The sequence below is a fragment of the Streptomyces sp. NBC_00162 genome, from assembly GCF_024611995.1.
Taxonomy (GTDB): domain Bacteria; phylum Actinomycetota; class Actinomycetes; order Streptomycetales; family Streptomycetaceae; genus Streptomyces.
Genome location: NZ_CP102509.1, coordinates 234,939 through 255,717, shown reverse-complemented (window position 1 = coordinate 255,717; position 20,779 = coordinate 234,939). Strand labels below are relative to the sequence as shown.

General features: G+C 69.2%; 24 protein-coding genes and 2 pseudogenes. 18 read left to right on the top strand and 8 right to left on the bottom strand.

Annotated features, from left to right (window positions below; translation table 11 throughout):
• Positions 1–614 precede the first annotated feature (614 nt).
• Together tpg and JIW86_RS01475 are read right to left on the bottom strand one after the other, a co-directional pair.
• A complete protein-coding gene (gene tpg / locus JIW86_RS01480) occupies positions 615–1,166 on the bottom strand; it encodes a telomere-protecting terminal protein Tpg (RefSeq protein WP_257552141.1) in 552 nt (183 codons plus the stop codon).
• Between the two features lie 454 nt (positions 1,167–1,620).
• Positions 1,621–2,180 (bottom strand): annotated as a pseudogene (locus tag JIW86_RS01475) (TetR/AcrR family transcriptional regulator).
• A gap of 115 nt (positions 2,181–2,295) precedes the next feature.
• Between JIW86_RS01475 and JIW86_RS01470 the strand changes: the two are divergent.
• The 5 genes from JIW86_RS01470 to JIW86_RS01450 all read left to right on the top strand — a co-directional run bounded on the left by JIW86_RS01470 (position 2,296) and on the right by JIW86_RS01450 (position 5,216).
• Positions 2,296–2,988 carry an SDR family oxidoreductase gene (locus JIW86_RS01470; protein ID WP_257552140.1) on the top strand — a complete coding sequence of 231 codons (693 nt, stop codon included), beginning with the start codon at positions 2,296–2,298 and terminating at the stop codon, positions 2,986–2,988.
• Positions 2,989–3,128: 140 nt separating this feature from the next.
• Entirely contained in the window at positions 3,129–4,154 is a 1,026-nt protein-coding gene (locus JIW86_RS01465; protein ID WP_257552139.1) for an NADP-dependent oxidoreductase, read from the top strand.
• Positions 4,147–4,731 carry an alpha/beta fold hydrolase gene (locus tag JIW86_RS01460; protein ID WP_257552138.1) on the top strand — a complete coding sequence of 195 codons (585 nt, stop codon included), beginning with the start codon at positions 4,147–4,149 and terminating at the stop codon, positions 4,729–4,731. The genes JIW86_RS01465 and JIW86_RS01460 overlap by 8 nt, the downstream gene beginning before the upstream one ends.
• Positions 4,716–5,018, top strand: coding sequence for an alpha/beta fold hydrolase (locus JIW86_RS01455; protein ID WP_257552137.1), 303 nt, complete (start codon positions 4,716–4,718; stop codon positions 5,016–5,018). Before JIW86_RS01460 ends, JIW86_RS01455 begins: the two co-directional genes overlap by 16 nt.
• Positions 5,019–5,087: 69 nt before the next feature.
• A complete protein-coding gene (locus tag JIW86_RS01450; RefSeq protein WP_257552136.1) occupies positions 5,088–5,216 on the top strand; it encodes a hypothetical protein in 129 nt (42 codons plus the stop codon).
• A 5-nt stretch (positions 5,217–5,221) separates the two neighbouring features.
• On the opposite strand, the gene JIW86_RS01445 is transcribed toward JIW86_RS01450, so the two are convergent.
• The 3 genes from JIW86_RS01445 to JIW86_RS01435 all read right to left on the bottom strand — a co-directional run bounded on the left by JIW86_RS01445 (position 5,222) and on the right by JIW86_RS01435 (position 8,168).
• Positions 5,222–6,023, bottom strand: a protein-coding gene (locus JIW86_RS01445) for an IS5 family transposase (protein WP_416237510.1) whose coding sequence is annotated in 2 segments (ribosomal slippage) — positions 5,222–5,678 and positions 5,677–6,023 — 804 coding nt in all. Because the reading frame shifts where the segments join, the coding sequence is not laid out codon by codon here.
• Between the two features lie 82 nt (positions 6,024–6,105).
• Positions 6,106–6,687, bottom strand: coding sequence for a hypothetical protein (locus tag JIW86_RS01440; protein WP_257552134.1), 582 nt, complete (start codon positions 6,685–6,687; stop codon positions 6,106–6,108).
• A gap of 218 nt (positions 6,688–6,905) precedes the next feature.
• On the bottom strand, positions 6,906–8,168 hold the full coding sequence (locus tag JIW86_RS01435) for a hypothetical protein (protein WP_257552133.1): 1,263 nt from the start codon (positions 8,166–8,168) through the stop codon (positions 6,906–6,908).
• Between the two features lie 546 nt (positions 8,169–8,714).
• Here JIW86_RS01435 and JIW86_RS01430 point away from each other — a divergent pair.
• From JIW86_RS01430 to JIW86_RS01420, 3 genes are all read left to right on the top strand, one after another.
• Positions 8,715–9,626, top strand: coding sequence for an ATP-dependent DNA ligase (locus JIW86_RS01430; protein ID WP_257552132.1), 912 nt, complete (start codon positions 8,715–8,717; stop codon positions 9,624–9,626).
• 86 nt (positions 9,627–9,712) lie between these two features.
• A complete protein-coding gene (locus JIW86_RS01425; RefSeq protein WP_257559185.1) occupies positions 9,713–10,429 on the top strand; it encodes an HNH endonuclease family protein in 717 nt (238 codons plus the stop codon).
• Positions 10,430–10,822: 393 nt separating this feature from the next.
• The gene (locus JIW86_RS01420; protein WP_257552131.1) at positions 10,823–12,046 is read left to right on the top strand and encodes a hypothetical protein; all 1,224 of its coding nucleotides are present in this window, start codon (positions 10,823–10,825) and stop codon (positions 12,044–12,046) included.
• A 4-nt stretch (positions 12,047–12,050) separates the two neighbouring features.
• Here the strand turns inward: JIW86_RS01420 and JIW86_RS01415 are convergent, their stop codons facing one another.
• Together JIW86_RS01415 and JIW86_RS01410 are read right to left on the bottom strand one after the other, a co-directional pair.
• Complete coding sequence (locus JIW86_RS01415; RefSeq protein ID WP_257552130.1) at positions 12,051–12,275, bottom strand: GNAT family N-acetyltransferase; 225 nt, start codon at positions 12,273–12,275, stop codon at positions 12,051–12,053.
• Positions 12,276–12,596: 321 nt separating this feature from the next.
• Positions 12,597–13,880 carry a tetratricopeptide repeat protein gene (locus JIW86_RS01410; protein WP_257552129.1) on the bottom strand — a complete coding sequence of 428 codons (1,284 nt, stop codon included), beginning with the start codon at positions 13,878–13,880 and terminating at the stop codon, positions 12,597–12,599.
• 230 nt (positions 13,881–14,110) lie between these two features.
• On the opposite strand from JIW86_RS01410, the gene JIW86_RS01405 reads away from it, so the two are divergent.
• From JIW86_RS01405 to JIW86_RS01390, 4 genes are all read left to right on the top strand, one after another.
• Positions 14,111–14,329 carry a hypothetical protein gene (locus JIW86_RS01405; protein WP_257552128.1) on the top strand — a complete coding sequence of 73 codons (219 nt, stop codon included), beginning with the start codon at positions 14,111–14,113 and terminating at the stop codon, positions 14,327–14,329.
• The gene (locus JIW86_RS01400) at positions 14,326–14,538 is read left to right on the top strand and encodes a hypothetical protein (protein WP_257552127.1); all 213 of its coding nucleotides are present in this window, start codon (positions 14,326–14,328) and stop codon (positions 14,536–14,538) included. The genes JIW86_RS01405 and JIW86_RS01400 overlap by 4 nt, the downstream gene beginning before the upstream one ends.
• Positions 14,539–14,838: 300 nt before the next feature.
• Complete coding sequence (locus JIW86_RS01395) at positions 14,839–16,029, top strand: methyltransferase domain-containing protein (RefSeq protein ID WP_257552126.1); 1,191 nt, start codon at positions 14,839–14,841, stop codon at positions 16,027–16,029.
• A 10-nt stretch (positions 16,030–16,039) separates the two neighbouring features.
• Positions 16,040–16,288: a DUF6087 family protein gene (locus JIW86_RS01390; protein WP_257552125.1), complete on the top strand. Its 249-nt coding sequence runs from the start codon at positions 16,040–16,042 to the stop codon at positions 16,286–16,288.
• A gap of 168 nt (positions 16,289–16,456) precedes the next feature.
• On the opposite strand, the gene JIW86_RS01385 is transcribed toward JIW86_RS01390, so the two are convergent.
• Positions 16,457–16,777, bottom strand: a complete 321-nt coding sequence (locus JIW86_RS01385; protein ID WP_257552124.1) for a hypothetical protein — start codon at positions 16,775–16,777, stop codon at positions 16,457–16,459.
• A gap of 43 nt (positions 16,778–16,820) precedes the next feature.
• Here JIW86_RS01385 and JIW86_RS01380 point away from each other — a divergent pair, with 43 nt between their 5' ends.
• From JIW86_RS01380 to JIW86_RS01355, 6 genes and pseudogenes are all read left to right on the top strand, one after another.
• Positions 16,821–18,008 carry a hypothetical protein gene (locus JIW86_RS01380; RefSeq protein WP_257552123.1) on the top strand — a complete coding sequence of 396 codons (1,188 nt, stop codon included), beginning with the start codon at positions 16,821–16,823 and terminating at the stop codon, positions 18,006–18,008.
• Between the two features lie 90 nt (positions 18,009–18,098).
• Complete coding sequence (locus tag JIW86_RS01375) at positions 18,099–18,551, top strand: hypothetical protein (RefSeq protein ID WP_257552122.1); 453 nt, start codon at positions 18,099–18,101, stop codon at positions 18,549–18,551.
• A gap of 136 nt (positions 18,552–18,687) precedes the next feature.
• A pseudogene (locus JIW86_RS01370) lies at positions 18,688–19,089 on the top strand (hypothetical protein); the annotation flags it as partial.
• Entirely contained in the window at positions 19,089–19,385 is a 297-nt protein-coding gene (locus JIW86_RS01365; RefSeq protein ID WP_257559628.1) for a hypothetical protein, read from the top strand. The pseudogene JIW86_RS01370 and the gene JIW86_RS01365, both read left to right, overlap by 1 nt.
• Positions 19,386–19,512: 127 nt before the next feature.
• Positions 19,513–19,749 carry a transposase gene (locus JIW86_RS01360; RefSeq protein ID WP_416237509.1) on the top strand — a complete coding sequence of 79 codons (237 nt, stop codon included), beginning with the start codon at positions 19,513–19,515 and terminating at the stop codon, positions 19,747–19,749.
• Positions 19,750–19,894: 145 nt separating this feature from the next.
• A protein-coding gene (locus JIW86_RS01355; protein ID WP_416237508.1) for an IS5 family transposase occupies positions 19,895–20,774 on the top strand; the annotation gives its coding sequence in 2 pieces (ribosomal slippage) (positions 19,895–20,266 and positions 20,268–20,774; 879 coding nt in all).
• The last annotated feature ends 5 nt before the right edge of the window (positions 20,775–20,779 follow it).

The window sequence follows — 20,779 nt, the reverse complement described above, 5'->3', positions numbered from 1 at the left end:
AACATTCCTCCTGGAGCCAGCCGCCTCCCCCGGAGCACCCCAGGGCAGCTCCGCCCCGCGCAGGCTCAGCGAATGACGGAGGACATCTGTCACACCATGGTCATCGCCGTACCACCAGGACCGGCTCGGCATACACAAACTTCCGGACAGTCCCGCCCTGGGCAAGCTGGCCCACCTCCCCGGCCGCTTCCCTCAGGGCCGCCTGCCGCCGCCGCACCCGGCCCGCGTCGCCGCCCTCGCGGCGGCCGTCGCCGTGCGTGCCTCGTTCCAGCAACTGGCCACCGCCCGCCCGGACGGCTTCGACCCTGCCGGCTCCACCCTCACCCTGCGATCAAGCCCGCTACACCGACGGCTGCGCGATCTACCCCGTACCTGCCTGGGCCCGCAGTTTCCTCCACGCCGCCGCCCGCTTCGCCCACCTGACCGATGCCCCCTGGCTTCTGGCCGCTCTAGCCGACCGTCCGGCCCTCCTGCGCCTGGCCGAGACATCAAGGTCCGCCCTCCCCAGCCCCCTCCTGCGCGGCGAAGTGAGCAACGGGGCGCAGTCGTGTGGGACTGGCGTGAACAATGCGAGGCACTGCGCTACGAGCCGCTGCGCTCTGCCGCTTCGCGGGCTACGCAAGTCCGAACTCGATGAAGTCGACCTCCCCGAGCTTCACCTGAAGCGTGTCCGCTCGCCGCCCCGCCGCTCGGAAGTAGACGTGCCCCAGGGCCCGGCCCAGGATCACCTTGTGCTGGCTGTCCGGGGCGCCGGCCTCCCAGGCGGAGAACAGCTCCCGGGCTACCTCACCCGGCACCGGCACCGTCAAAAGCCGCTGCCGGGGATCATCAGAGCTGCCTGGACCGGCCTCGAACCCGAACCGAGCCCGGGTGTGCACCACCAGCCCCTGCTGCTCCGCGGCGGCCCGGCGGCGCGCCCGCACCAGCGGCTGCCACCGCTCCCGTACCTGTGTCTCGATCAGTGCCGCGTGCCGGACAGAGGGCTTGGCCCGCGCAGACCCTTTTCGAGCAGTCCATCGCTGAACCATCCGCCGGGACACGCCCAACTCCCGCGCCACCGTATCCTTGGAGCCCTTCGCCCACCTGAGCAGCGCGGCGAGTTGCTGCTTGGGGGTGTCTGGTACCGGCCGCGTGTACAGCAGCTTCTCCAGTTCCGACCCGACCACCTTGCCCCTCCGTCCGCAGGACCAGCCGCTACAGCAGGTCTCTCACGAACCAAGTGGCCGAGCGCTCGGAATACCGATCCTTCCGTCACCAGGTACTGAGATGCGCTACAGCGTCTGGTCGGGCGCCAGGCTAGCTCGGCCGGGACGAGGTTGCGCCTTGAGCACCGCCGGGCCTTCGCGTCAGCGGAGTGACAGCCAGAGTGTGAATGGGTGCGCTGGTGGCATTGGATGGGCGTCAGCCAGGACGGCGCGGCTGTCCCTGCTCACGTTGCGCAGCGGTAGTGATCATGGCTGTCGCAGGGTGACCGAGCTGCTGGCAGGCGCCAATCGCGAGATGGCTGGCTGTCATGGGGGCGCCTGCTCACACAGGCCGTCGGCGGCTTCTCCCACTGCCTCCGCCAGGCCATGGACGCCTCGTCGCGTGCCGTCGTGTGCGCCCGCGCCGCGCCCTTGATCAGCCTGCTTCGGTCAAGGCTGCGTGCGCGGCGGCGAGGATCTCCTCAGAGAGTGGGGAGCCGTTGGTGGCCCGGGACAGGACCAGCGCTCCGAACAGGGTGCAGAGGCGGACGATGCCGTCCTGGTCGTCGGTGGCGAGGAAGTCGGCGAAGTCGGTCACCCCCTCGGTGTAGACGCGACGGGCCTCGCGCCCCCGCCCTCGCGCGCGATGTCGGTGGCGAGGGCTGCGACCGGGCAGCCGTCCGCCGGGTCGTCGCGGTGCTCGACGGAGAGGTAGGTGTCGATCAGTGCCTGCTGGGCGGCTTCGCGCTGCCCGTCGTGCCGCTCGAGCCCGGCGCTGTAGCGCTGGGTGAGCTCGGCGAAGGCGTGGGCGGTGGCCTCGTCGACGAGCGCCTCCTTGGAGGCGAACTGCTTGTAGAACGCGCCGTGGGTCAGACCGGCCGCCCTCATCAGGTCGGCGACGCTGACCTGCGTGCCCTGCTCCCGAAACAGCCGAGATGCGGTGTCCACCACTCGCCTGCGATTTTCCTCCGCCTGTGCCTGCGATACGCGGCCCATGACCACCTCCCACTTGGATGTCGACTGGCATCTATCGTAGACCCATGTTTAGATTGGGTTCATAATCTAATTTATTGCGGGTGGCCGACGGCTCCCGCCAGGACCAGGAGCGAGCATGGAACTGAAGAACACGGTCGCGGTCATCACCGGCGCCAACCGAGGGCTCGGGCGGCACCTGGCCGCCCAGCTCGTCGAGCGCGGCGCGAAGGTGTACGGCGCGGCCCGACGCCCCGAGGCGGTCGACGTGCCGGGCGTCATCCCGCTGCGCCTCGACGTCACGGACGAGGCGTCGATCCAGGAGGCCACCCGCGTGGCGTCCGACGCGACACTGCTGATCAACAACGCGGGCATCTCCACCGGCGTGACGCTGATCAGAGGCGACGTGGCTGAGGTGCGCCGGGAGATGGAGACCAACTTCTTCGGCCCGCTCGCCGCGACCCGCGCATTCGCCCCCGTCATCGAGGGCAACGGCGGCGGCGCCGTACTCAACGTCCTGTCCGCCCTGTCCTGGTTCCACCCGGCCGGCCTCGGCTCCTACGCGGCCTCCAAGGCCGCCGCCTGGGCGCTGAGCGATGCGACCCGTGAGGAGCTGGCACCGCGCGGGATCACCGTCTCGGCGCTGCACGTCGGTTACATGGACACCGACATGGCCGCCGGCGTGCCTGCCGATCAGAAGGTCGCCGCCGCCGACGTCGCAGCGCAGGCCCTGTCCGGCATCGAGACCGGCCTGCCCGAGATCCTCGCCGACGAGACCAGCCGGTACGTCAAGCAGAGCTTGTCCGCGGCGCCCCAGCCGAACGCGGGCTGACGCTCGCCCCTCCACCCGCGGGGTGGCCCGCGCCGCAGCCAGAAAAACAACACAAACTATTTCAAGAAGTACGGCGGCCATTCGGGATGCGCCCGCCGCCGAGATACCCGCCCCCAGAAACGCTTTGCTAGGAGTGCTCCGTGAAGGCCTTCGTCCTCGAGAGGTACGGCTCCCCCTTGCGGGAGGTCGAGATGCCCGTACCGGTCCCCGCCCCCCATGAGGTGCTCGTGCGCATGGTTGCGTCGGGCGTCAACCATGCCGACGAGCGGGTCCGCTCCGGCGAGTTCAAGGCAATCTTCCCGTTCCGGCTACCCAAAGTCATGGGCGGTGAGCTCTCCGGGGAGGTCGTTGAGGCCGGCTCCGCGGTACGCGACATCGCCGTGGGCGACCACGTGTACAGCTACGTCGACTTGGCGGCCACGGGCACCTTCTCCGAGTTCGTCGCGGCCGACGCCGCCACGATGGCACCCGTGCCCCGGTCGGTGAGCCTGGTCGAGGCCGCGGGGCTTCCAGTCGTCGCGCTCACGGCCTGGCAGGCCCTCGTCGAGATGGGCAAGGTGAAGAAGGGCCAGACCGTCCTCATCCATGGCGGGACCGGTGGCGTGGGATCGGTCGCGATCCAGCTCGCCAAGCACCTGGGCTGCACCGTCGCCACCACCGTCTCGACGGCGAACATCGCAGCCGCCCGAGAGCTTGGTGCCGACATCGTCATCGACTACCGCCACGACGACCTCGCGCAGAGCCTCGCCGGCACGCCCGTCGACCTCGTCCTCGACACCCAGGGCGGAGCCACGCTGCAGGCTTCCCTCGGTGTGCTGCGCCCCGGCGGCACCGTCATCGGCATCACGGGCCCGCCCGACCCGGCCTTCGCGCGGCGCGTCGGCGTCAACCCCGTCGTCCGGCTCGCCATCCAGGCCCTCAGTGCCCGTACTCGCCGCCGGGCACGCGCGCTCGGGGTCACCTACCGCTTCCTGTTCATCACACCCGATAGCGCCGCGCTGCGCCAGGTCGCCGGGCTGGTCGACGACGGGGTGCTGCGCCCGATCATCGACCGGGTGCTCCCATTCGACCAGACCCCGCGGGCTCTCGACGAGGCGCTCGCCGGCGGGACACGCGGCAAGGTCCTGGTCACCACCGACCCGACGGCGGTGACCAACCGTGGCTGAGTCCAACGTCCGTCCCCGCCCGACCACGTGGGCCACGGCGCCCAACCGCCGCATCGTCGTAGGTTCGAACACGCTCGTATACCGCGACCTCGGCCCCGAGAACGGCGTCCCGCTGGTCCTGCTCACTCACCTGGGCGCCACGCTCGACGAGTGGGATCCCCGATTTGTCGACGCGCTCGCCCGCGACCGCCGCATCGTCGCGCTCGACCTCCCCGGGGTCGGCGGATCCACCGGGCGTGTCCCAGGCACCGTCGCCGCGATGGCGCGTGCGGCGGAGGGGTTCGTAGCCGCCCTCGGCCTGACCCAGATGGACCTGCTCGGATTCTCGCTCGGCGGCTTCGTCGCCCAGCAGGTGGCCCTCGATGCGCCGGGGCTCGTGCGCCGCCTCGTCCTGGCCGGAACCGGCCCCGCCGGGGAGCCGGCATCGACCGTCCGACGGGTGGAGCCTACGTCTACTGGGACATGGCTCGTGCCGCGATGGCCCGCACCGATGCCAAGGAGTTCCTGTTCTTTCCCCGCACTCCAGCGGGCAAGGCGGCAGCCAAGGCTTACCTCGTGCGCTTGCGCGAGCGCGTGATGGACCGTGACGCCCCCATCACACTGTCGTCCTTTCACCGCCAGATCACCACCATCCGGGGGTGGGGCCGGGCTGAGCCGCAGGACCTCTCCCGCATCGGCGCCCCGACGCTCATCGCCAACGGCGACCACGACCGCATGGTCCCCACCGAGCTGTCCCACGACATGCACGCCCGCATTCCCGGCAGCACGCTGATCATCTATCCAGGGGCCGGGCACGGCGGCGTCTTCCAACACGTCGACGAGTTTGTCGACGCCGTGCGAGCCCACCTCCACACCGACAGCTGACATCGGCTGTCCATCGGCTCCTCCGCCCGCACCCTCAGCCTGGCCGACCTCGCCCTCCACTGGGCCGGGGTGGGCCTGTACGACGGCGGCACCCTCGTCTACGTGACCGCCCGCCCGGCTGGCGAGGACGCCAACGAGATGAAGCGCTTCGAGGCGACGGCCCAGGAATGGACCAGCCTCTACGCCCAGCCTTACTGATCGTTTCAGAATGATGTTCTGAGCCGCCTCAAGCAGATGATGCTGCAGGCGAGTTGAAGCAGGCCTTGGTGGAGGTCAGCGCGTATCTCGTAGCGGATACGCAGGCGCTTGAACTGGTGGAGCCAGGCGAAGGTCCGCTCGACCACCCAGCGGGTCTTGCCCAGCCTTGAGCCGTGGGCGACGCCGCGACGTGCGATGACCGGCTTGATCCTGCGCTTCCAAAGCAGGCGGCGGTACTTGTCGAAGTCGTAGCCTCGGTCGGCGAACAGTCGGCGTGGCCGTGTGCGTGGGCGTCCGCGCAAGCCCCGGATCGGTGGGATCGCGTCCAGAAGCGGTAGGAGCTGTGTGACATCGTGTCGATTACCGCCGGTCAGCGTGACGGCGAGCGGGGTTCCGCGGCGGTCGACGATCAGGTGATGCTTGCTGCCCGTCTTTCCCCGGTCGACCGGGGAGGGTCCGGTGTGAGCCCCCTTTGAGCGCCCGGACGTGTGAGCCGTCGATCGCCGAGTCGTCCATCTCCAGGAGACCCGCGGCTCGCAGCTCGGCGAGAAGGACCTCGTGCAAGCGGTGCCAGACACCGGCCTCAGTCCACTCCCGGAGCCGACGCCAGGCGGTCACCCCTGAACAGCCAACGACCTGGATGGGCACATCGCGCCAGGCCACGCCCTTGCGTAGTACGTAGATGATGCCGGCCAGTGCAGTGCGGTCCGATATCGGCAGTCGGCCGGGGTGGCGTCGGGGAGGCCGGGTTGGGAGGAGCGGAGCTATGCGTTCCCAGAGATCGTCGGGAACAAGGTCGGCAGACACCTAGGAGACTCTGCCCGACGCATTGTCAGATGTCGGCCGAGATGCCGGTGTCGATGCGATTGGCGTCAGCGGCCGGTCGGGTTCAGCGCCAGCCGCCGTGGCGAGGTTCAACGTGCTCGCCGAACGGTTGGTCGAACGCCTGCCCGTCGTCGTCGATCACGACATAGTCCGGTTCGGTCTTCGAGGCGGCTGCGTGCAACCGGATGACGAGGTCAGCGACAGGGACGACACGTAGCGACAGTGCCGCGGCCACCTGGGCAGATTCGTTGTCGATGTCCGGGTTGTGCTTGTCACGGGACCGTTCAAGGTGTTGAGCGGAGATCTGCATGACCTCCACATCGCCACCGCCCGAGAAAGAGAGGCAGTCCCGCCACTCCAGCCCGATGATGACCTCCAACGCCTCGGCCAGGTCATCGCCGAGCAGCCCGCCCTCACCTTCGGAACTCGCGAACACCACGGGCCGGCGGCCGTTCTGCTCAGCGCACAGGAAGTACGCCCCACCAGCAGACTCCCCGGCGATCACCTCCAGCGGCGCACCCGAGGCGAGCCTGAAGCCATCGCCATAGTGCTTCCGGTGGATGTCGAAGCCGAACGATGACCGCAGCAGCAGATCGATCTCCGGAGTGGCCTGGATCAGGTCGAGCAGTTGATCACTTGAGGTCATGGCCTGGACGATAGCGAGTGCCGCTGACATATCAATGCCAGGCGACCGCATGCCTGTGTCAGTCCTCGGCGCGACCGCGTGGATGGCGCACTCCAGGCCGCGCCTGTACCCCAGCCATCACAACGCATTCTGAAACGATCAGTAAGCCCGGCAAGGGACGAGCCGGGGGCAGGTGACGTGACGTGAGGGGCGGGGAGAAAGAAGCTGCGGGACCGTTGCTACTTCCGCGCGGCCTTCAACAGCTCCTCGATGGGGCGCTCGGTTTCGGCCCTGTCGATCGCGATGCCGTACGATTCCGCCTCCTGTTCGCTGATGTGCTCCTCGCCGTCCGCGTCGCTTGTGATGGATACCGACAGATATGGGTTGGTGTTCTCTTTTGCGTAGAGGCGTCCTTCGTGCCATTTCGGGATCGTCCACCAAGCGGTGACGTAGTCCATGGTGTGAGTTAGATTCGCCATTTCACTTGAGTGGCTGATCGTCGAGTAGTGCCGGTAGACCTCATCTCCGCTCTCAGCCACCCATTCGGGCGCGTCCCACTGGTGCTTCTGCTGCCGGGAGGCTGTGTCCCAGGACGCTTCGATCGTCTGCATGTAGCTGTTCACGGGCAGCCTGACCCGGTCGGCCCTGATGTAAGAGATCGTCGCTGAGATGGTGACGCGGCTCAGTCCCGAGCGCAGGGGTACGTCCACGTTTTTATCGACGGAGTCAGCCTCGCCTGGCTCGATGGGGGACCCCGGTGTTACGAATTCCCCCGCTCCCATCAGCCGCGAGGGGCTGTAGCGCACATGTGTGAGCGTGCTGCCGTGTTCCCACATGTCACGCTTCCACTCGTCCATCCCCTTGCCTTGAGGGTCGAAGATGGTCGGGTTTCCCGTGACAGTCCACAGGGTGCCCACAACGTAGATCCGCACCGAGCTGGAATTCCGGAGTTCCACATGCGCCGGAAGGTGGAGCGAGGTCCCGTCCGCACTCATCGTGGGAGCGCCGAACGACACGGTGAAGGGGACGGTCACAGGAGTCACGTAGGGCACGTACATCTGCGAATAGGAGAGACTCGCGGCTCCGACAACGCCGGACACCATCACGCTCAGGGCGATGCTCTTGGGATGCGGGATTCCCCGCCAGACCCGCTGCCGGGCCAGGACCCAAGAGGCCCAGCCCATCCAGAGCAGCAGTCCGATCCACAGCCAGATGAATGGGGTGTAGTCATGGCCCTCGAACTGTGTGATCAGGAACATCAAGTCCGTTACGGTCACGGTCCCGACGCCGATGAGGACAGCCGCGCCCGAGTACCGCACGGCTCGTTTTCCCCAGTAGTCGCACACCGCTAAGGCGGCGATCACCTCCACCAGCGCTGCTGCGATGAAAGCGACACCAACGAGCCGTCCGCCGAACGTCAGCGCGTTGAACGCGTCCGTCGTGCCTACGTGAAACAGCACCGCCGCGGACGCGAGCAGCCCGAGAGTCATCAGGGCCGCCACCGCAAATCTTCGCCGCTGCCCACGGAAGCGGCGGGTCTCGTCCGTGACTGTAGGGGGTGCTCATCCACGATCACAGGGTGACCAGCCGGAGCAGTCGATTCTGCAACGACACGCGTGCCCTACAGGACCAGTGCCGTTCATGAGATTCCCCACCCCCTTCCCAGTCGAGTGCAGTGCAGAGAAGCCATCGAACATGCTGCCGATATGGGGTCGGTGGGAATCCGCTCTGCCAGGAGTGCCGGGCCCGGCTTGTGGAGGCGCAGCAGAAGCCGGCCCACCCCGGAGCCTGACTCGGCAGAGCCCTCTGGCCCTATCCACGCGGCATACATGCCTGGCTGGGGAAGGCTGTCGGGTGCCAGGCCCGGAGCGCCGGTAAGGAGGCCATCCCGAGTGGTTCTCACCCCGCCCTTCGAGCCGATGCTCGCTCAGGCCGCCGAATACGTCCCCGGCTCCGGCGTCCTGGCGAGCGGCTTCGCGGCGGAGTAGAAGTTTGACGGCCACCGCGCGATCCTCTTCACCCCCACCGGCCCCGGCGGCCGCCTGCTTTTGCAGACCCGGCGCGGCTCCCTGGTCCAGGACCGATTCCCCGACCTGGTCGCGGCCGCCGAGCAACTGCCGGACGGCCTGGTCCTCGATGGCGAGCTCGTCGTCTGGGACACCGCAGCCGGACGCCTGTCCTTCGAAGCGCTCCAGCGCCGGGCCGCCGCCCGCGGCCGTACTGCCGCCGCACTGGCCGCGAAGACCCCGGCCTTTTTCATCGCCTTCGAACGTCCTCCAGCAAGAGGCACAGAACTCCTCACCCGTCCCTATCACGAGCGCCGGCGGATCCTCGACCTCTTCGACACCCACCAGCTGAGCGCGCCGTGGACCCTGTGCCCGATGACCACCGACATCGCCAAGGCCAGGGAGTGGCTGGAGGCATGGACCGACGTCTCTGGGGTGGAGGGGATCCTGGTGAAGGGAACGAACCAGCGCTACCTCCCCGGATCGAGAGCCTGGTACAAGATCAGAAGACGTGACAGCACCGAGGCGATCATCGGCGCCGTCACCGGCACCCTGTCCCGCCCCGGGCTGCTCGTCCTGGGCCGCCACGACCAGGACGGCCGACTGCGCGCGGTGGGCCGAACCGTCCCGCTGCGCCCGGAGGTGTCCCGGCAGGTCGGCGAACATCTGGCGGCGGCCGGCCCCGGGCACCCCTTCGAGGGGGTGCGGTTCACCTCGACGTGGGGGAGCCGTGACGTCCTGGATGTGCGCCTGGTCCGCCCGGATCTGGTGGCGGAGGTCAGTGCAGACCGGGCGGTGGACTGGGGGGCGTGTGGCGTCACGCGATGCGGTTCAAGCGGCTGCGCCTGGACGTGGGGCTGGAGGACGTGCCGAGGTTCGGGGCCGGGCCGACTGCGGCCGCCGGGTGACTCCCAAAGGCCAGGCGGGTGGAAGATCGTTTCGCCGGTGAATTGAGCCGCCCACTTGGGTGAGTTGGCTGCCCGCGCCATGTTCAGGTATCGGCTGGGCGCGCTACACCCTGCCATGTGATCAAGAACCTGATGTGGCGTGGTCTGCCCGCGCTCGCTCTCGCGGCCCTGCCCCTGCTCGCCGCCGCCCCCGCTTCCCATGCCGGCCACCGCCCGCCCGCCGCGCCCGCCTCTGCTGCGGTGGCAGGTGTTTCCGGTGTGCCCGGTGTGCGGGCGCCGCTGCCGTTGTTCGAGGCTGTCGACCGGATCCCGGTCGCCGAGGAGCAGCGGGAGGGCTACACGCGGAGTCTGTACAAGCACTGGAACCGCGGCCTCAACACCTCCGACGGGTGTGACACCCGCAGGGAGGTCATCCTGTCCGAGGCCGTCGAGGCTCCGCAGGTCGCTGCGGGCTGCAAGATGTCGGGCGGATCGTGGCTGAGCCCCTACGACGACGTCGTCGTGACAGACTCCGCGGGTCTCGATGTGGACCATTTCGTGCCTTTGGCCGAAGTCCACGACTCGGGCGGCTTCGCGTGGGACGCGGCCCGGCGTGAGGCGTACGCGAACGACCAGGCGTCCCCGCTGACGCTGATCGCGGTCACTGCGAAGTCGAACCGGTCCAAGGCGGACAAGGACCCGGCGCAGTGGCTTCCCCCGGCCGGTGGGTACCACTGCGAGTACGCCGCCCAGTGGACCGCGACGAAGCTGCGGTGGGACCTGGCCGCCGATGATGCCGAGCGCCAGGCGCTGCTCGGGGTCGCGGAGGACTGCCCGGACACTACGGTCGTCTACGAGCCCGCAGCCTGACCCCGATGCGGTCCAGCGCTTTGCGGCCGGCTGAGGGCCTGCGGACCCGGATCTCGGCGCCGTCAAGGAACTCCGGCCGTCCCGCTGCCACTTTCACGCCCGCTCCGTAGGCAGGGAAGCAGGCAGAAGCCATCGAGGCTGAGATCACCAAGGTGCAGCGGCGTGTAGAGGCAGCCAAGAAGGCGGCCCGCCTGGCCATTGGCGCCGAAGCCTGACTCTCACCGACAGCAGGAGGCTCCGGAGGAAGCGCTGCGAGCTGTGCGGACCTGTCCCGCTGTAGGCCCACTGCCCCCTGTGTCTCTCAGTGCACCCTGTTTCCGCAGTTCAGCCCTGATTGTCAGACCCTCCCCGTAGCGTTGTGAGTCCTACTCGTGGCGGCTGCGGGGAGTACCAATGGACGACGACCTTCAGACCGACAGCGACGAAGACCTCTTCCGTAACCCCGTCTACTACGAACCGGCCGGCCGCAACCTCGACCTTGACCGCGCCGACCTCGGCGTCCCGCAAGGCCAAGACCTCCTGAACGTGCTCCTGCGCATGCGAGGACGTGTCCCCGTCGAGAAGCGCGGGCTCATCTGCCCCGACTGCCGGGACCTCCGGGGCCGGCGCGTCCCCATGTACCTCGTCCAGCGCGACGGCGTATTGCTTGCCTCCCACTACCGGAAACCCGGGGAGAAGCCCATCAGCCATGAGTCTGACGAGCATCTCGCCCGCAAGGAACGCGTCGCGAAGGACTCCGAAGATCACGGCTTCCACGCCGACATCGAGTCGCCGGCCGCGGACGGGCACGCGCGCCTCGATGTACGCATCAACGGCGCCAACGGCATCGTCCTGGGCTACGAGCCTCAGCTGAGCCCCCAGACAGCCCGCGGAATGCGTGCACGGGAGGGGTTCCGGCGCCGCGGCGGTATCCAGTCGGTCTGGGACTTCGCCGACCCCGACCACGCAGCTGTCGGCACCGTCCCATACGTCCGCACGCCCAACCTGCCGGCCTCCGTCATCCGCGTGCAGAAGAACCCCATCGCGGTTCAGGACGGCAACTTCGTCCTGGAGGAGGGCAAGTGCAGTCCAAACGGCGCGCTCACCCGATGCCCTGAGAAGCCCTACGACCCGGAGAACCCCACCGACTCCGGGTACTGCGGGGGCTGGCACCGCGTCCTCGTGCCCGCCCATCAGTCGAGCACCTACACAGGGGAAGGCAGCCTGACCCTCACCCGGTTCATCGTGGAAGCTGCGGCCGGTGAGCGGATCCCGTTCCAGCGGGGCGGCCACCACGGTTGGCTCCCCGCACAGCAGTGGCAGCAGTACCTCGAGGCGAACGGGCCCGCCCTGGACGACAAGGAGCGCCAGCCATCCGTACGACAGGGGGACCGGCGCGACAGGTGCACCGAGGACCGTCCGGCTTCGGAGGTGCGGGCTGAACCGAAGCAGAGACGTGGCAGCCGCGCGATCGTCCTTGAGTCCCGCCCCCGGGAAACCGAGGCCGCCAGGGTTCCGGTCGACGCGTCAGGTCAAGCGATCCCGCTCTGCCGCTTCGGCTGCGGTCAGCCCGCAAGCCTTCCGGGACCCGAAGGGCTGCCCGAGCACTTCTCGTGCCGCAGGAAGCAGGAGGCGTGATCTATTAGGGCCGCAGCGGCTTGATCACGGATCGGTACACCGGCGCGCCGTCCCATGGCTGAGTGAGCCCCACCAGCTGGTAGCCCAGGTGCTCGTACCAGGCGGCGGCCGGCGCTTCGGGGCGGACGGTGAGGGTGACCCGCTCGGCGGTGACTCCGTCCAGCAGGGCGGTGTGCAGGGCCCGGCCGATACCTTGGCCGCGCCGGTCGGCGAGCACGGCGAGTTCCATCACGACGAAGGTGCGGCGCCCGTCCTCGCGAGTGAACTCCTCGGGTAGGTCGGTGTCCAGGAATCCGGACCACCATCCGGTGGTGGAGGCGAGGGGAGGCCGTAGGCGAACCCGGCGAGCTCGCCGCCGTTGCGGGCCAGGACCAGCCGGAAGCCGGGGTCTTGTGCTCGCGCTGGTAGCGCTCCAGGAACTCGGCGACGTCCCGTGGTCCCTCGTTGTACGGGGGCTCGGCGAACACGGCTTCATAGACGGGGGCGAGGTCGTCCAGCTCCCGCCGGGCGGTGACGGTGTCTGTGATGGTGGTGTATTCCACGGGGCTCCTCATCGGGTGGGGCGGACACGGTCCAGCTCGCGGCGGGCCACGGCCAGCGATTCCCGCGCCCGCCCCGAGGACACTTCGGTGAGCAGGGCCTCGCCCTGCTCGAGGTGGTGTGCCGCCTCGTCGGCGTCTCCCGACCGGGCGAGCGCCCCGGCGAGTCCGGCCCGCTGCAACGCTTCGTTGCGGGCGTAGGTGGCTTCCTGCCGTTCCAGGGAGCGGCGCAGCCACGACACGGCGGCGCGGTGATGCCCGGCTGCCGTGAACAGTTCGGCCTGTGCCGAGGCGAGTTCGGCGGGGCCGTGGAACAGCGTCCAGTCGGGTGCCGGCCGGGAGCCGCGGTCTTTCTCGTACAGGCGGGCCGCGTTCGCCAGCGTGGAGCGGGCCGACGCCGAGTCGCCCAGCATCGCCAAAGCCCGAGCCTCCCGAGTGGCGAGGATGGACAGCAGCGACGGTGGCGCCCACGGCGCGGCGAGCTCGGCGGCCCGCCGGGCGTGGTCCAGCGCGGGCCGGGGCTGTTTCTCCCGCAGCTCCAGCAGCGCCATGGAGGCGAGGACCAGGACGCCGAGGGAGTCGTCACGCAGTTCGGCTGCCGTCTCGCGGGCCTGCGTCCAGTACAAGCGGGCGCGCGCGTGGTCGCCTGCGTCGAAGGCGAGCCATCCGACGTGTTCGGCGGTCTCGCCGGAGATGAGCCGCAGCTGACGGCCGATCGTCTCGGGGTAGGACCCGGTGTCGATCAGGCGTCGCACGCGGGAGAGGTGGGCGGCGGCGAGCGGGCCGACCGTGGCGCCGCCGAACCTGTCGTCGAGCCCGTACAGGGAGGCGAGGCCACGGCGCAGGTCGGTCACGGTGTCCGTGCCGATGCGGGGCGCGTCGTACGCGGTGGCGGGCGCCGCTCCTATCCCGGTTGCGCCGAGGGCGATGCCGCCCGCGGCGGCCAGGATGGTGCGGCGGTCCTGCATCGGGTCGGGCCTTTCGCGGAGTTCGGGGATCGGGTCCAGTACCGCCACGGGCGCGGTGACGGCGTTGCGGCGGTGCTCAGGAACCCGGAAGCCGGCCTGTTCCAGGGGCACACCGAGCATCGCTTCTAAGACCCGCTGACGGCCCGGCTGCGGGCACGGCGGTGCCGGCGCTCTCCACCGGCGGATCTGCCGGTCGGTGACGTCCTCGCGTTCACCGATGCGGGCCGCGACGGCCGCGTACACGCGGACGAACTGCTTGGGGCTGCGCCACCCGAAACCGTCGACCAGGTCCGCGAACGCTCTTGGCTCCTCCGCCGGTTCGGACATGGCGCCCCTTCGCGTTCCGTGGTGTGACCTCTCCTCGCACGGTAGAGCCACCCGGCCCGGACTTTCAGCCACACCGGGGGAGAAAAGTCCGCCTGAAAGTCCGGCACAGCCCACGCCTTGCCTTGCCTGTCACCGGTTGACTACCCACAGCACATCCCCCCGGGGCTGCGTCCTGGCCTAGCAACGGGGCACACTCCCAACCCCTACGCCGACAGGCAGGAGGCACGGACGTGATCAAGAACGACACGAACGTGTGGGTGCGGGAGGACGACGACCACCACCTGTCGGGGCGGGAGGTCATCCACCCCGCAACGGAGCGCACCGGCACCGTCGGCACCGTGTTCATCCGCACCTCCAAGACCACCGGCAAGACGGTCGGCCGGACCGCGCACATGCGCCCCACGGACGGCTCGGGACGGGAGTGGACGGCCGACCCCCGCGAACGGTGAGCGGGCCCCGGGCGTGGGTCGGCGATCAGGTCAAAGATGCCGCCGGACACGGCGCCATCGTCACGGACGTCCGCGAGAAGGGCCCGGGCCCCGTGCCGGTGTGGGTGCTGCGGCCCATCTACGGCGGCACCTTCCACCAGTGGGAGACCGACGCCCCGGACACCCTCACCGTGATCCGACGCCGTGCCGAGCGGATCACCGACCCCTGAGACAGCCCCGCGGCGAGGCTGCTGCCGAAGCGGCCTTCCCCCGACGCTTCGACACCCCGACCGTGGGGCGTCCAACCCCGGCCGGCCACCCGGCCCTGCCGGTACCGCACGACCGAGAGGAGCACCGCCATGGCCAACAACAGCGGGAACAGCGGGAGCGGGAGCGGCGGAGGGAGCGGCAGCGGAGGTGGCGGAGGGAGCCACGGCGGAGGGTCCGCGCCGATCTCCACCCCGCCCCCGCCGCCCCCGTCCAACCCCGACACCAGCACGCCCTCCGGTGGCGGGAAGCACCGGTAACCCATGACCGTCATCGCACACCAGGAGCGCCCCAGCCGTACCGAGCTGGGGCGCTGCCTCATGGAATCCGGCGCCCTCTCCTCCGACTGGGCGCCCGCCTTCGCCGCCGTCGACCGCGCGGCGTTCCTGCCCCCGGTCATGTGGCCGTTCATCCCGACCGACCGCCGACAGTCGGGCGACGTCCTTGCCGCCCGCGCTGTGACCGTGGACCGGCGCACGGATCCGGCCGCCTGGTACGGATATGCCGACAGCGACCTGTCCGTGGTCACCCAGTGGGACGACGGCGACCATCGCGGCGACCATCCGGGCACGGTCCCGACCTCGTCCAGCTCCCAACCCTCGGTGGTGTTCCGCCTCCTCGCCGCCCTGGACCCCGATGCCGGGATGCGCGTCCTGGACGCGGGCACCGGCACCGGCGAGACCGCCGCACTCCTGGCCCACCGCTGCGGCGCCGCCAACGTCACCACCATCGACGTGGACCCGGCCGTGTCGGCAGCGGCGCGGGAGCGGCTGTGCACCCTCGGCCTCTACGCCGAGGCGGTCACCGGCGACGCCCTCGCCGGCTACCCCGACCGTGCCTTGTACGACCGGCTGCTGTGCACGTTCGGCGTGCGCAGCATCCCGCGCGCATGGGTGGAGCAGGTCCGGCCCGGCGGCGTCATCGTCGCCCCGTACGGAACGCACTACAGCAGCCGCGACGCCGCCGCCCGCCTCACGGTCCACGCCGACGGCACCGCCTCCGGACCATTCGTCACCGCAGTGGAGTTCATGAAAGCCCGGTCGCACCGCACGGTGTGGCCAGACGCCGAGAAGTACGTGAAGCAGTGGCCGGGCTCGACAGGCACGGCCGTGCAGCCCGACCAACTCGCCGAGGCCCACCACGCCATCAGCCTCGCCGTCCCCCACGTCGCGCACACCACCCACACCGAACCCGACGGCGCCCCGGCCGCCTGGTGGTACTCCCTCACCGATCACTCGTGGGCGGCCGTACGGTGGCCGGAGGAGTACGGGCCGGGCATCGTCTACCAGCACGGACCGCGGCACCTGTGGGACGCCGTCGAGGCGGCCTGCGGATGGTGGGAAGCCCAAGGCAGCCCCGCCCTGGACCGCTTCGGCCTTACCGTGGGCCCCGACGGTGAGACACCATGGCTGGACGACCCCGGAAACCTGCTGCCCGGGACCCGCTGGCGATAGGAGGGGCGACGTGGACGCCGACAGGGAACCGCTCGCAGCGTGGGCCGAGCGCCGCGACCGCCGACGGGAGTCCGACCGACAGATCACCGGCCGCCGCCGAGCCGAACCCTTGGACCCGGCGGCCCGCGGTCGAGCCGCGCATCTCGCCCCCGACGCCCCCCGCGTCCTCTTCGAGCTCGACCAGGAGTCCGGCGAGTGGCTGCCCGCCGGAGTCGCCGACAACGCCGCCGAGGCCGCCGCCTTCATCCACGGGTGGTGACACCACCGCCCCACCCGAACCATCCGGCCCCCTGTGCACCGCTGCAGGGGGTTTCCCCTGTCGGCGCTTCGTTGGCACCAGGATGACCGGGCGCGGGCGGGGCCGGTCGGTGACGGCGGGCAGGCCCGGGGGGACGGGGAGCAGCCGGGCGGTCGCTACGCCTACCGGCTACTGCTGCGGATTCTCGTTCTTCATCTGGGCTCGGTGCGCGGCTGCTGCTGCGTTGAGCTGTTGCTGTCGCAGGGTGAGCTCCCGCATACAGGTCTCCATGGCGTCCTTGGTAAGGCCCTGGTCGGTGATCTGCCACCGATATGGCCCGTACCATTCACGGCCTTCCTCGGCGGGAAAGTCGAACCCGAGATCGTTATCGCCGAAGGCGAAGGCGACCCGCGAGGTGTCTCGGCCAGGTGACGGGATCCCCCATGGTGGGACGGCGCTGCACGGGGCCCAACCGCTGCTCACGGAAGCATGCGGCAGGATGCGGCGCATGACCCTCTCATCGCGTTTCACCCTGCCGGGCCAGGTCTGGGCCGTGGCCACGGCGGACCCCTCCGGGCCGCTGACCGTGACCGGCTACGGTGCGAATCCCCTGGCGACGGTCATCACGAGGGTCGACCTCTCAGGCAGGGTGGCGTGGCAGCGGACCTACCCCGGGACAGGTAGGCCGCGATCGCGTATGTCCACGGACGGGACGCTGTGGGTCGCCTACCCGGATCGTGACGGCCGGCTTCTGGAAGGTGTTCTGCCGGACGGATCCACCGGCCCCACCGTCCGCACGGAGTACCGCCTTGATGACGAGATCGGGGCGTTCGTCCTCCTCGACGACGGGTTCGTCATTTCCTGGGTCAGCACTTCCGGCCTGGTCCGTGGGGAACGAAGCCGGCCCACGTCTGTACCCGAGCCTCGCGTGGCCCGGTACACGCGAGAGGGCGAATGCCTCTGGTCCACGCCGATCATGCTCGGAGCGGTGTCGTTCCCGGGCGTGGTCGAGATGGGAGACCGGACCGGATGGGAGATCCAACCGCGTAAGTCTTGGGTCCCGGAGGAGATCGGCGTAGACCACTGGGAGCCACTGCTCGTATCAGCCGACCGGATCGCGGCCACCTTCACCGACACACGGGGCGGCATCGGGCGGACGTTCTTCCTCGACTTGGACAGCGGCGAGACCGTGTCGGCCACCTCTCCCGCTCCCACAGGACGAAAGGCGATAGCGGGCCTCGGCCAGTTCCTGATCGGATCCCAGGGCTACGGCGCGTTCACGACTGGCCTCTTCGGCCGCGACGGCGCCGAAACCGCACGCTGGGCTAGCCACGGGGCCATGCTCGTCGACAAGAACACCAGCGTCAGCGGCCCCGAGCTCGAAAACCGCCTGCCTTCGAGATCGCGCTTCCGGCGGCTCGCACCGGACAACAGCCTCGTGGACGGGCCAGAGTTGACCGGCTACTACACGTCCGACCCGGCGATGGACTGCGAGGGAACCGCAGTGTTCTGGCGCGACGGCAAGCTACTCGCTGTGGACAGGGACCTCGCCGGACACGAACTGTTCGCCATGGACGACAACCGAGCAGTCATGGGACGGGCGCTGCTGCTGAGCGAAGGCAACGTCGTCGTCTCCCTGGACAATGAGGTCCTGGTATTCCGTACACCGCTGGGCCCCCTGGCCGAGGGCCCCTGGCCGTGCGGGGAAGCGAATCTCCAGGGCAATCCTCTGCTGAGCTGAAACCGCCAGCGTTGCGCCGGCGGAGTCTGCCAGGTGCGCACGAGCGAAAAGAAGATGTCGGCTCCTGGCCTGCGCAGGCAGGATCTCTCCATGTCGACCGACGTCAGCGGAATGATCGAATGCCGGCCGGGGGCCCGCCTATGGGGCCCCGACGACGAGGACTCCGTATGGGAGGTGGGCATCGATCTCTTCCTCCTCAACAGGGGCAACGCCTACGACGGCTTGGCCTGCCTCTTCGGAATCCGAAACTCCTACGGTTTCCGTCCCCTGGCGGAAGATCGTGGCTTCCCGGACGACGCCTCAGATGGGCTGCGAGTTGAGTTCGCCGGCTACGGCGGCCCCCATGATGTGCACGGGACCACCTGGCTGACCTGGGCCGAGCTGGACACCACGGACTGGCAGGAGACTGACGCCTCAGGCACACGAACCCGCGCCTCAGCCGCAGGGATCGACACCGACTGGGGTCGGGTCTGGAGCGTCATGCACATCCTCAGCGAAGTCCACGGCGCGGAGAACGTACGTCTCGTCGTCTGGTTCCACTGACAGACGGCTGTGCACGCTACTTGGCCAGGCGGGCCAACAGCGCGCTAAGTCCCAGGCGGTCCTGAGACCGCCTGCCCTGCTCGGCGCACACTGCCCCGGATCTTGAGCGGCGTGACCTGGGCGTTAGCCTCAGCGGATGATTCCTGAGCCGCCACCGAAGGTCATCACGCGTCTCCGTGACGGGCGGATCCACGCCTACGTCGTGGGCGCCGTCTACGGGACGCTGGAGCCCGCAGCGGTTTTCCAGCCGAGGGGTGGCGATGAGGTCGTAGCGTCGGTGGTCCGGCAGGATCTGGAGCGGGTCGTGTACACGACGCTGAACGGCATCGTCTGTCTCACGCGTGCCGGCGACCTCATGTGGGCCTCGGACTTCGAGCCGCACTCCGACGTGCGCCATGGCCACCGGCCTGGCTGTGCGCTGTCTCTGGACGGCCGGACGGTGTGGGTCTACCGGCCGGACGCGATGGCGGGACGCGGGAGCGGCGACCAGTGGGTCGTGCACGACGCCGATAGCGGTGTGGTTCTCGCCCTCCGAGAGTGCACCCGCAGTTCGACCGCCGCGCGGTCGTTGCCTGGCTCCTCGCCCACGACAAGATCGATGTACCCACGGGTCCGACGATCGCCTCGCTGGTGCTGGCCGGCCCCAAGGGCGGTACGCACCGGTTCCGGCTTGACGACCCGTGGCTGACCCTGGCCGATGACGCCGAGGGCGAGGACTTGTTGTCCGGTTGGTCCACCGACGCGGACGCCGACGTGCTGGCCGAGCTGGCGGAAGTCCATGCGCGAGCGCAACAGGGCCTGGGGGCCACGTTCGCGGACGGGTCTCCCGGGTGACCTCGAAATGAGCTCGCACTTCGTGCTCCTGAGGGTCCGCCTCGCGGGCCGCCGGCCCACACCCGCCGCTGACGGGACGATCCCCTCACCTGGCTGATCGCCCAGTGGCGACGGTGAAGCGGAGCCGGTGAAGTACTGGATCTCGAGCCTGCCCGCCGACATTCCCGCCAAGGACCTGGTCCGCCTCGCGAAAGCGCGGTGGCGGATCGAGCACGACTACCGCGAGCTGAAACCAGCTCTGGGCATGGATCACTTCGAGAGCCGCTCATTCACCGGCTGGCACCGAGACGTCACCCTCGTCACCGACGCCCACCCGTTCCTCACCGAACAGCGGAGGGCCCCAAAAGTCCCTGCCAGGGCCTGACCCTCTACCAGGCCCTGGCCCTCCTCCAACACCTCATCGCCACCTGGACCGGCACCTGCCCCACCTGCCGACAACCCACCCCATGGCAGCCCTACGACGTCACGTAACAAGGCACTACTAGGGTCCGTCTTCAAATGATCGTTCGATGGTGGATCATGGTGTCGTGATTCGTCGCCATGAACTGACCGACTCCGAGTGGGAGTTGTTGGCTCCGCTGATACCGAGTGCCGGCAGAGGCCGGCCTCGGGCGGAGGACCGCCGGGTCGTCAACGGGATGGTCTACAAGATCCGGACCGGGGTTTCCTGGCGTGACCTGCCGGAACGCTACGGCCCCTGGAAGTCGGTCTACACCCGCTTCCGCCGCTACGCGATCGACGGCGTGTTCACCCAGGCCCTGCAACAGATCCAGGCCCAGGCCGACGCCGCCGGTGACATCGACTGGCTGGTCCAGATCGACTCCACCATCGTCCGCGCCCACCAGCACTCCGCCGCCACCGGCCGAAAAGGGGAAGCATCGCACGGACGAACCGGCCGATCACGCCCTCGGCCGATCCCGAGGAGGCCTGACCAGCAAAATCCACCTCGCCTGCGACGGCCGCGGCCGGCCGCTGGCCATATTGCTCACCCCGGGGCAACGACACGACGGTGTCTGCGCACGGCCTTTGCTCGAACGCATCCGAGTACCCCGCATCGGCCTGGGGCGGCCCCGCTGCCGACCGGACCACGTGATCGCCGACAAGGCCTACAGTTCACGTGGATTCCGTGCCTACCTGCGACGACGCGGTATCGGACACACCATCCCGGAGAAGAGCGACCAGAAGCAGCATCGCCGCAACCGGGGTAGTCAAGACGGTCGGCCCGCGGGCTTCGACCTTGAGATCTATCGCCGCCGCAACACCGTCGAACGCTGCTTCAACCAACTCAAAGGCTTCCGCGGTATCGCCACCCGCTACGAGAAGACCGCCACCTCCTACGAAGCAGCGGTCACACTCGCATCACTCCTGCTCTGGGCAAGATCAGTTTGAAGACG

What these genes read in the sequence shown, in the direction of transcription:
- JIW86_RS01470 (WP_257552140.1), top strand. Translation starts at nt 2,296, where the DNA reads ATGGAACTGAAGAACACGGTCGCGGTCATCACCGGCGCCAACCGAGGG.
- JIW86_RS01440 (WP_257552134.1), bottom strand. Translation starts at nt 6,687, where the DNA reads ATGACCTCAAGTGATCAACTGCTCGACCTGATCCAGGCCACTCCGGAG.
- JIW86_RS01425 (WP_257559185.1), top strand. Translation starts at nt 9,713, where the DNA reads ATGTGGCGTGGTCTGCCCGCGCTCGCTCTCGCGGCCCTGCCCCTGCTC.
- JIW86_RS01420 (WP_257552131.1), top strand. Translation starts at nt 10,823, where the DNA reads ATGGACGACGACCTTCAGACCGACAGCGACGAAGACCTCTTCCGTAAC.
- JIW86_RS01415 (WP_257552130.1), bottom strand. Translation starts at nt 12,275, where the DNA reads ATGGAACTCGCCGTGCTCGCCGACCGGCGCGGCCAAGGTATCGGCCGG.
- JIW86_RS01410 (WP_257552129.1), bottom strand. Translation starts at nt 13,880, where the DNA reads ATGTCCGAACCGGCGGAGGAGCCAAGAGCGTTCGCGGACCTGGTCGAC.
- JIW86_RS01395 (WP_257552126.1), top strand. Translation starts at nt 14,839, where the DNA reads ATGACCGTCATCGCACACCAGGAGCGCCCCAGCCGTACCGAGCTGGGG.
- JIW86_RS01385 (WP_257552124.1), bottom strand. Translation starts at nt 16,777, where the DNA reads ATGCGCCGCATCCTGCCGCATGCTTCCGTGAGCAGCGGTTGGGCCCCG.
- JIW86_RS01375 (WP_257552122.1), top strand. Translation starts at nt 18,099, where the DNA reads ATGTCGACCGACGTCAGCGGAATGATCGAATGCCGGCCGGGGGCCCGC.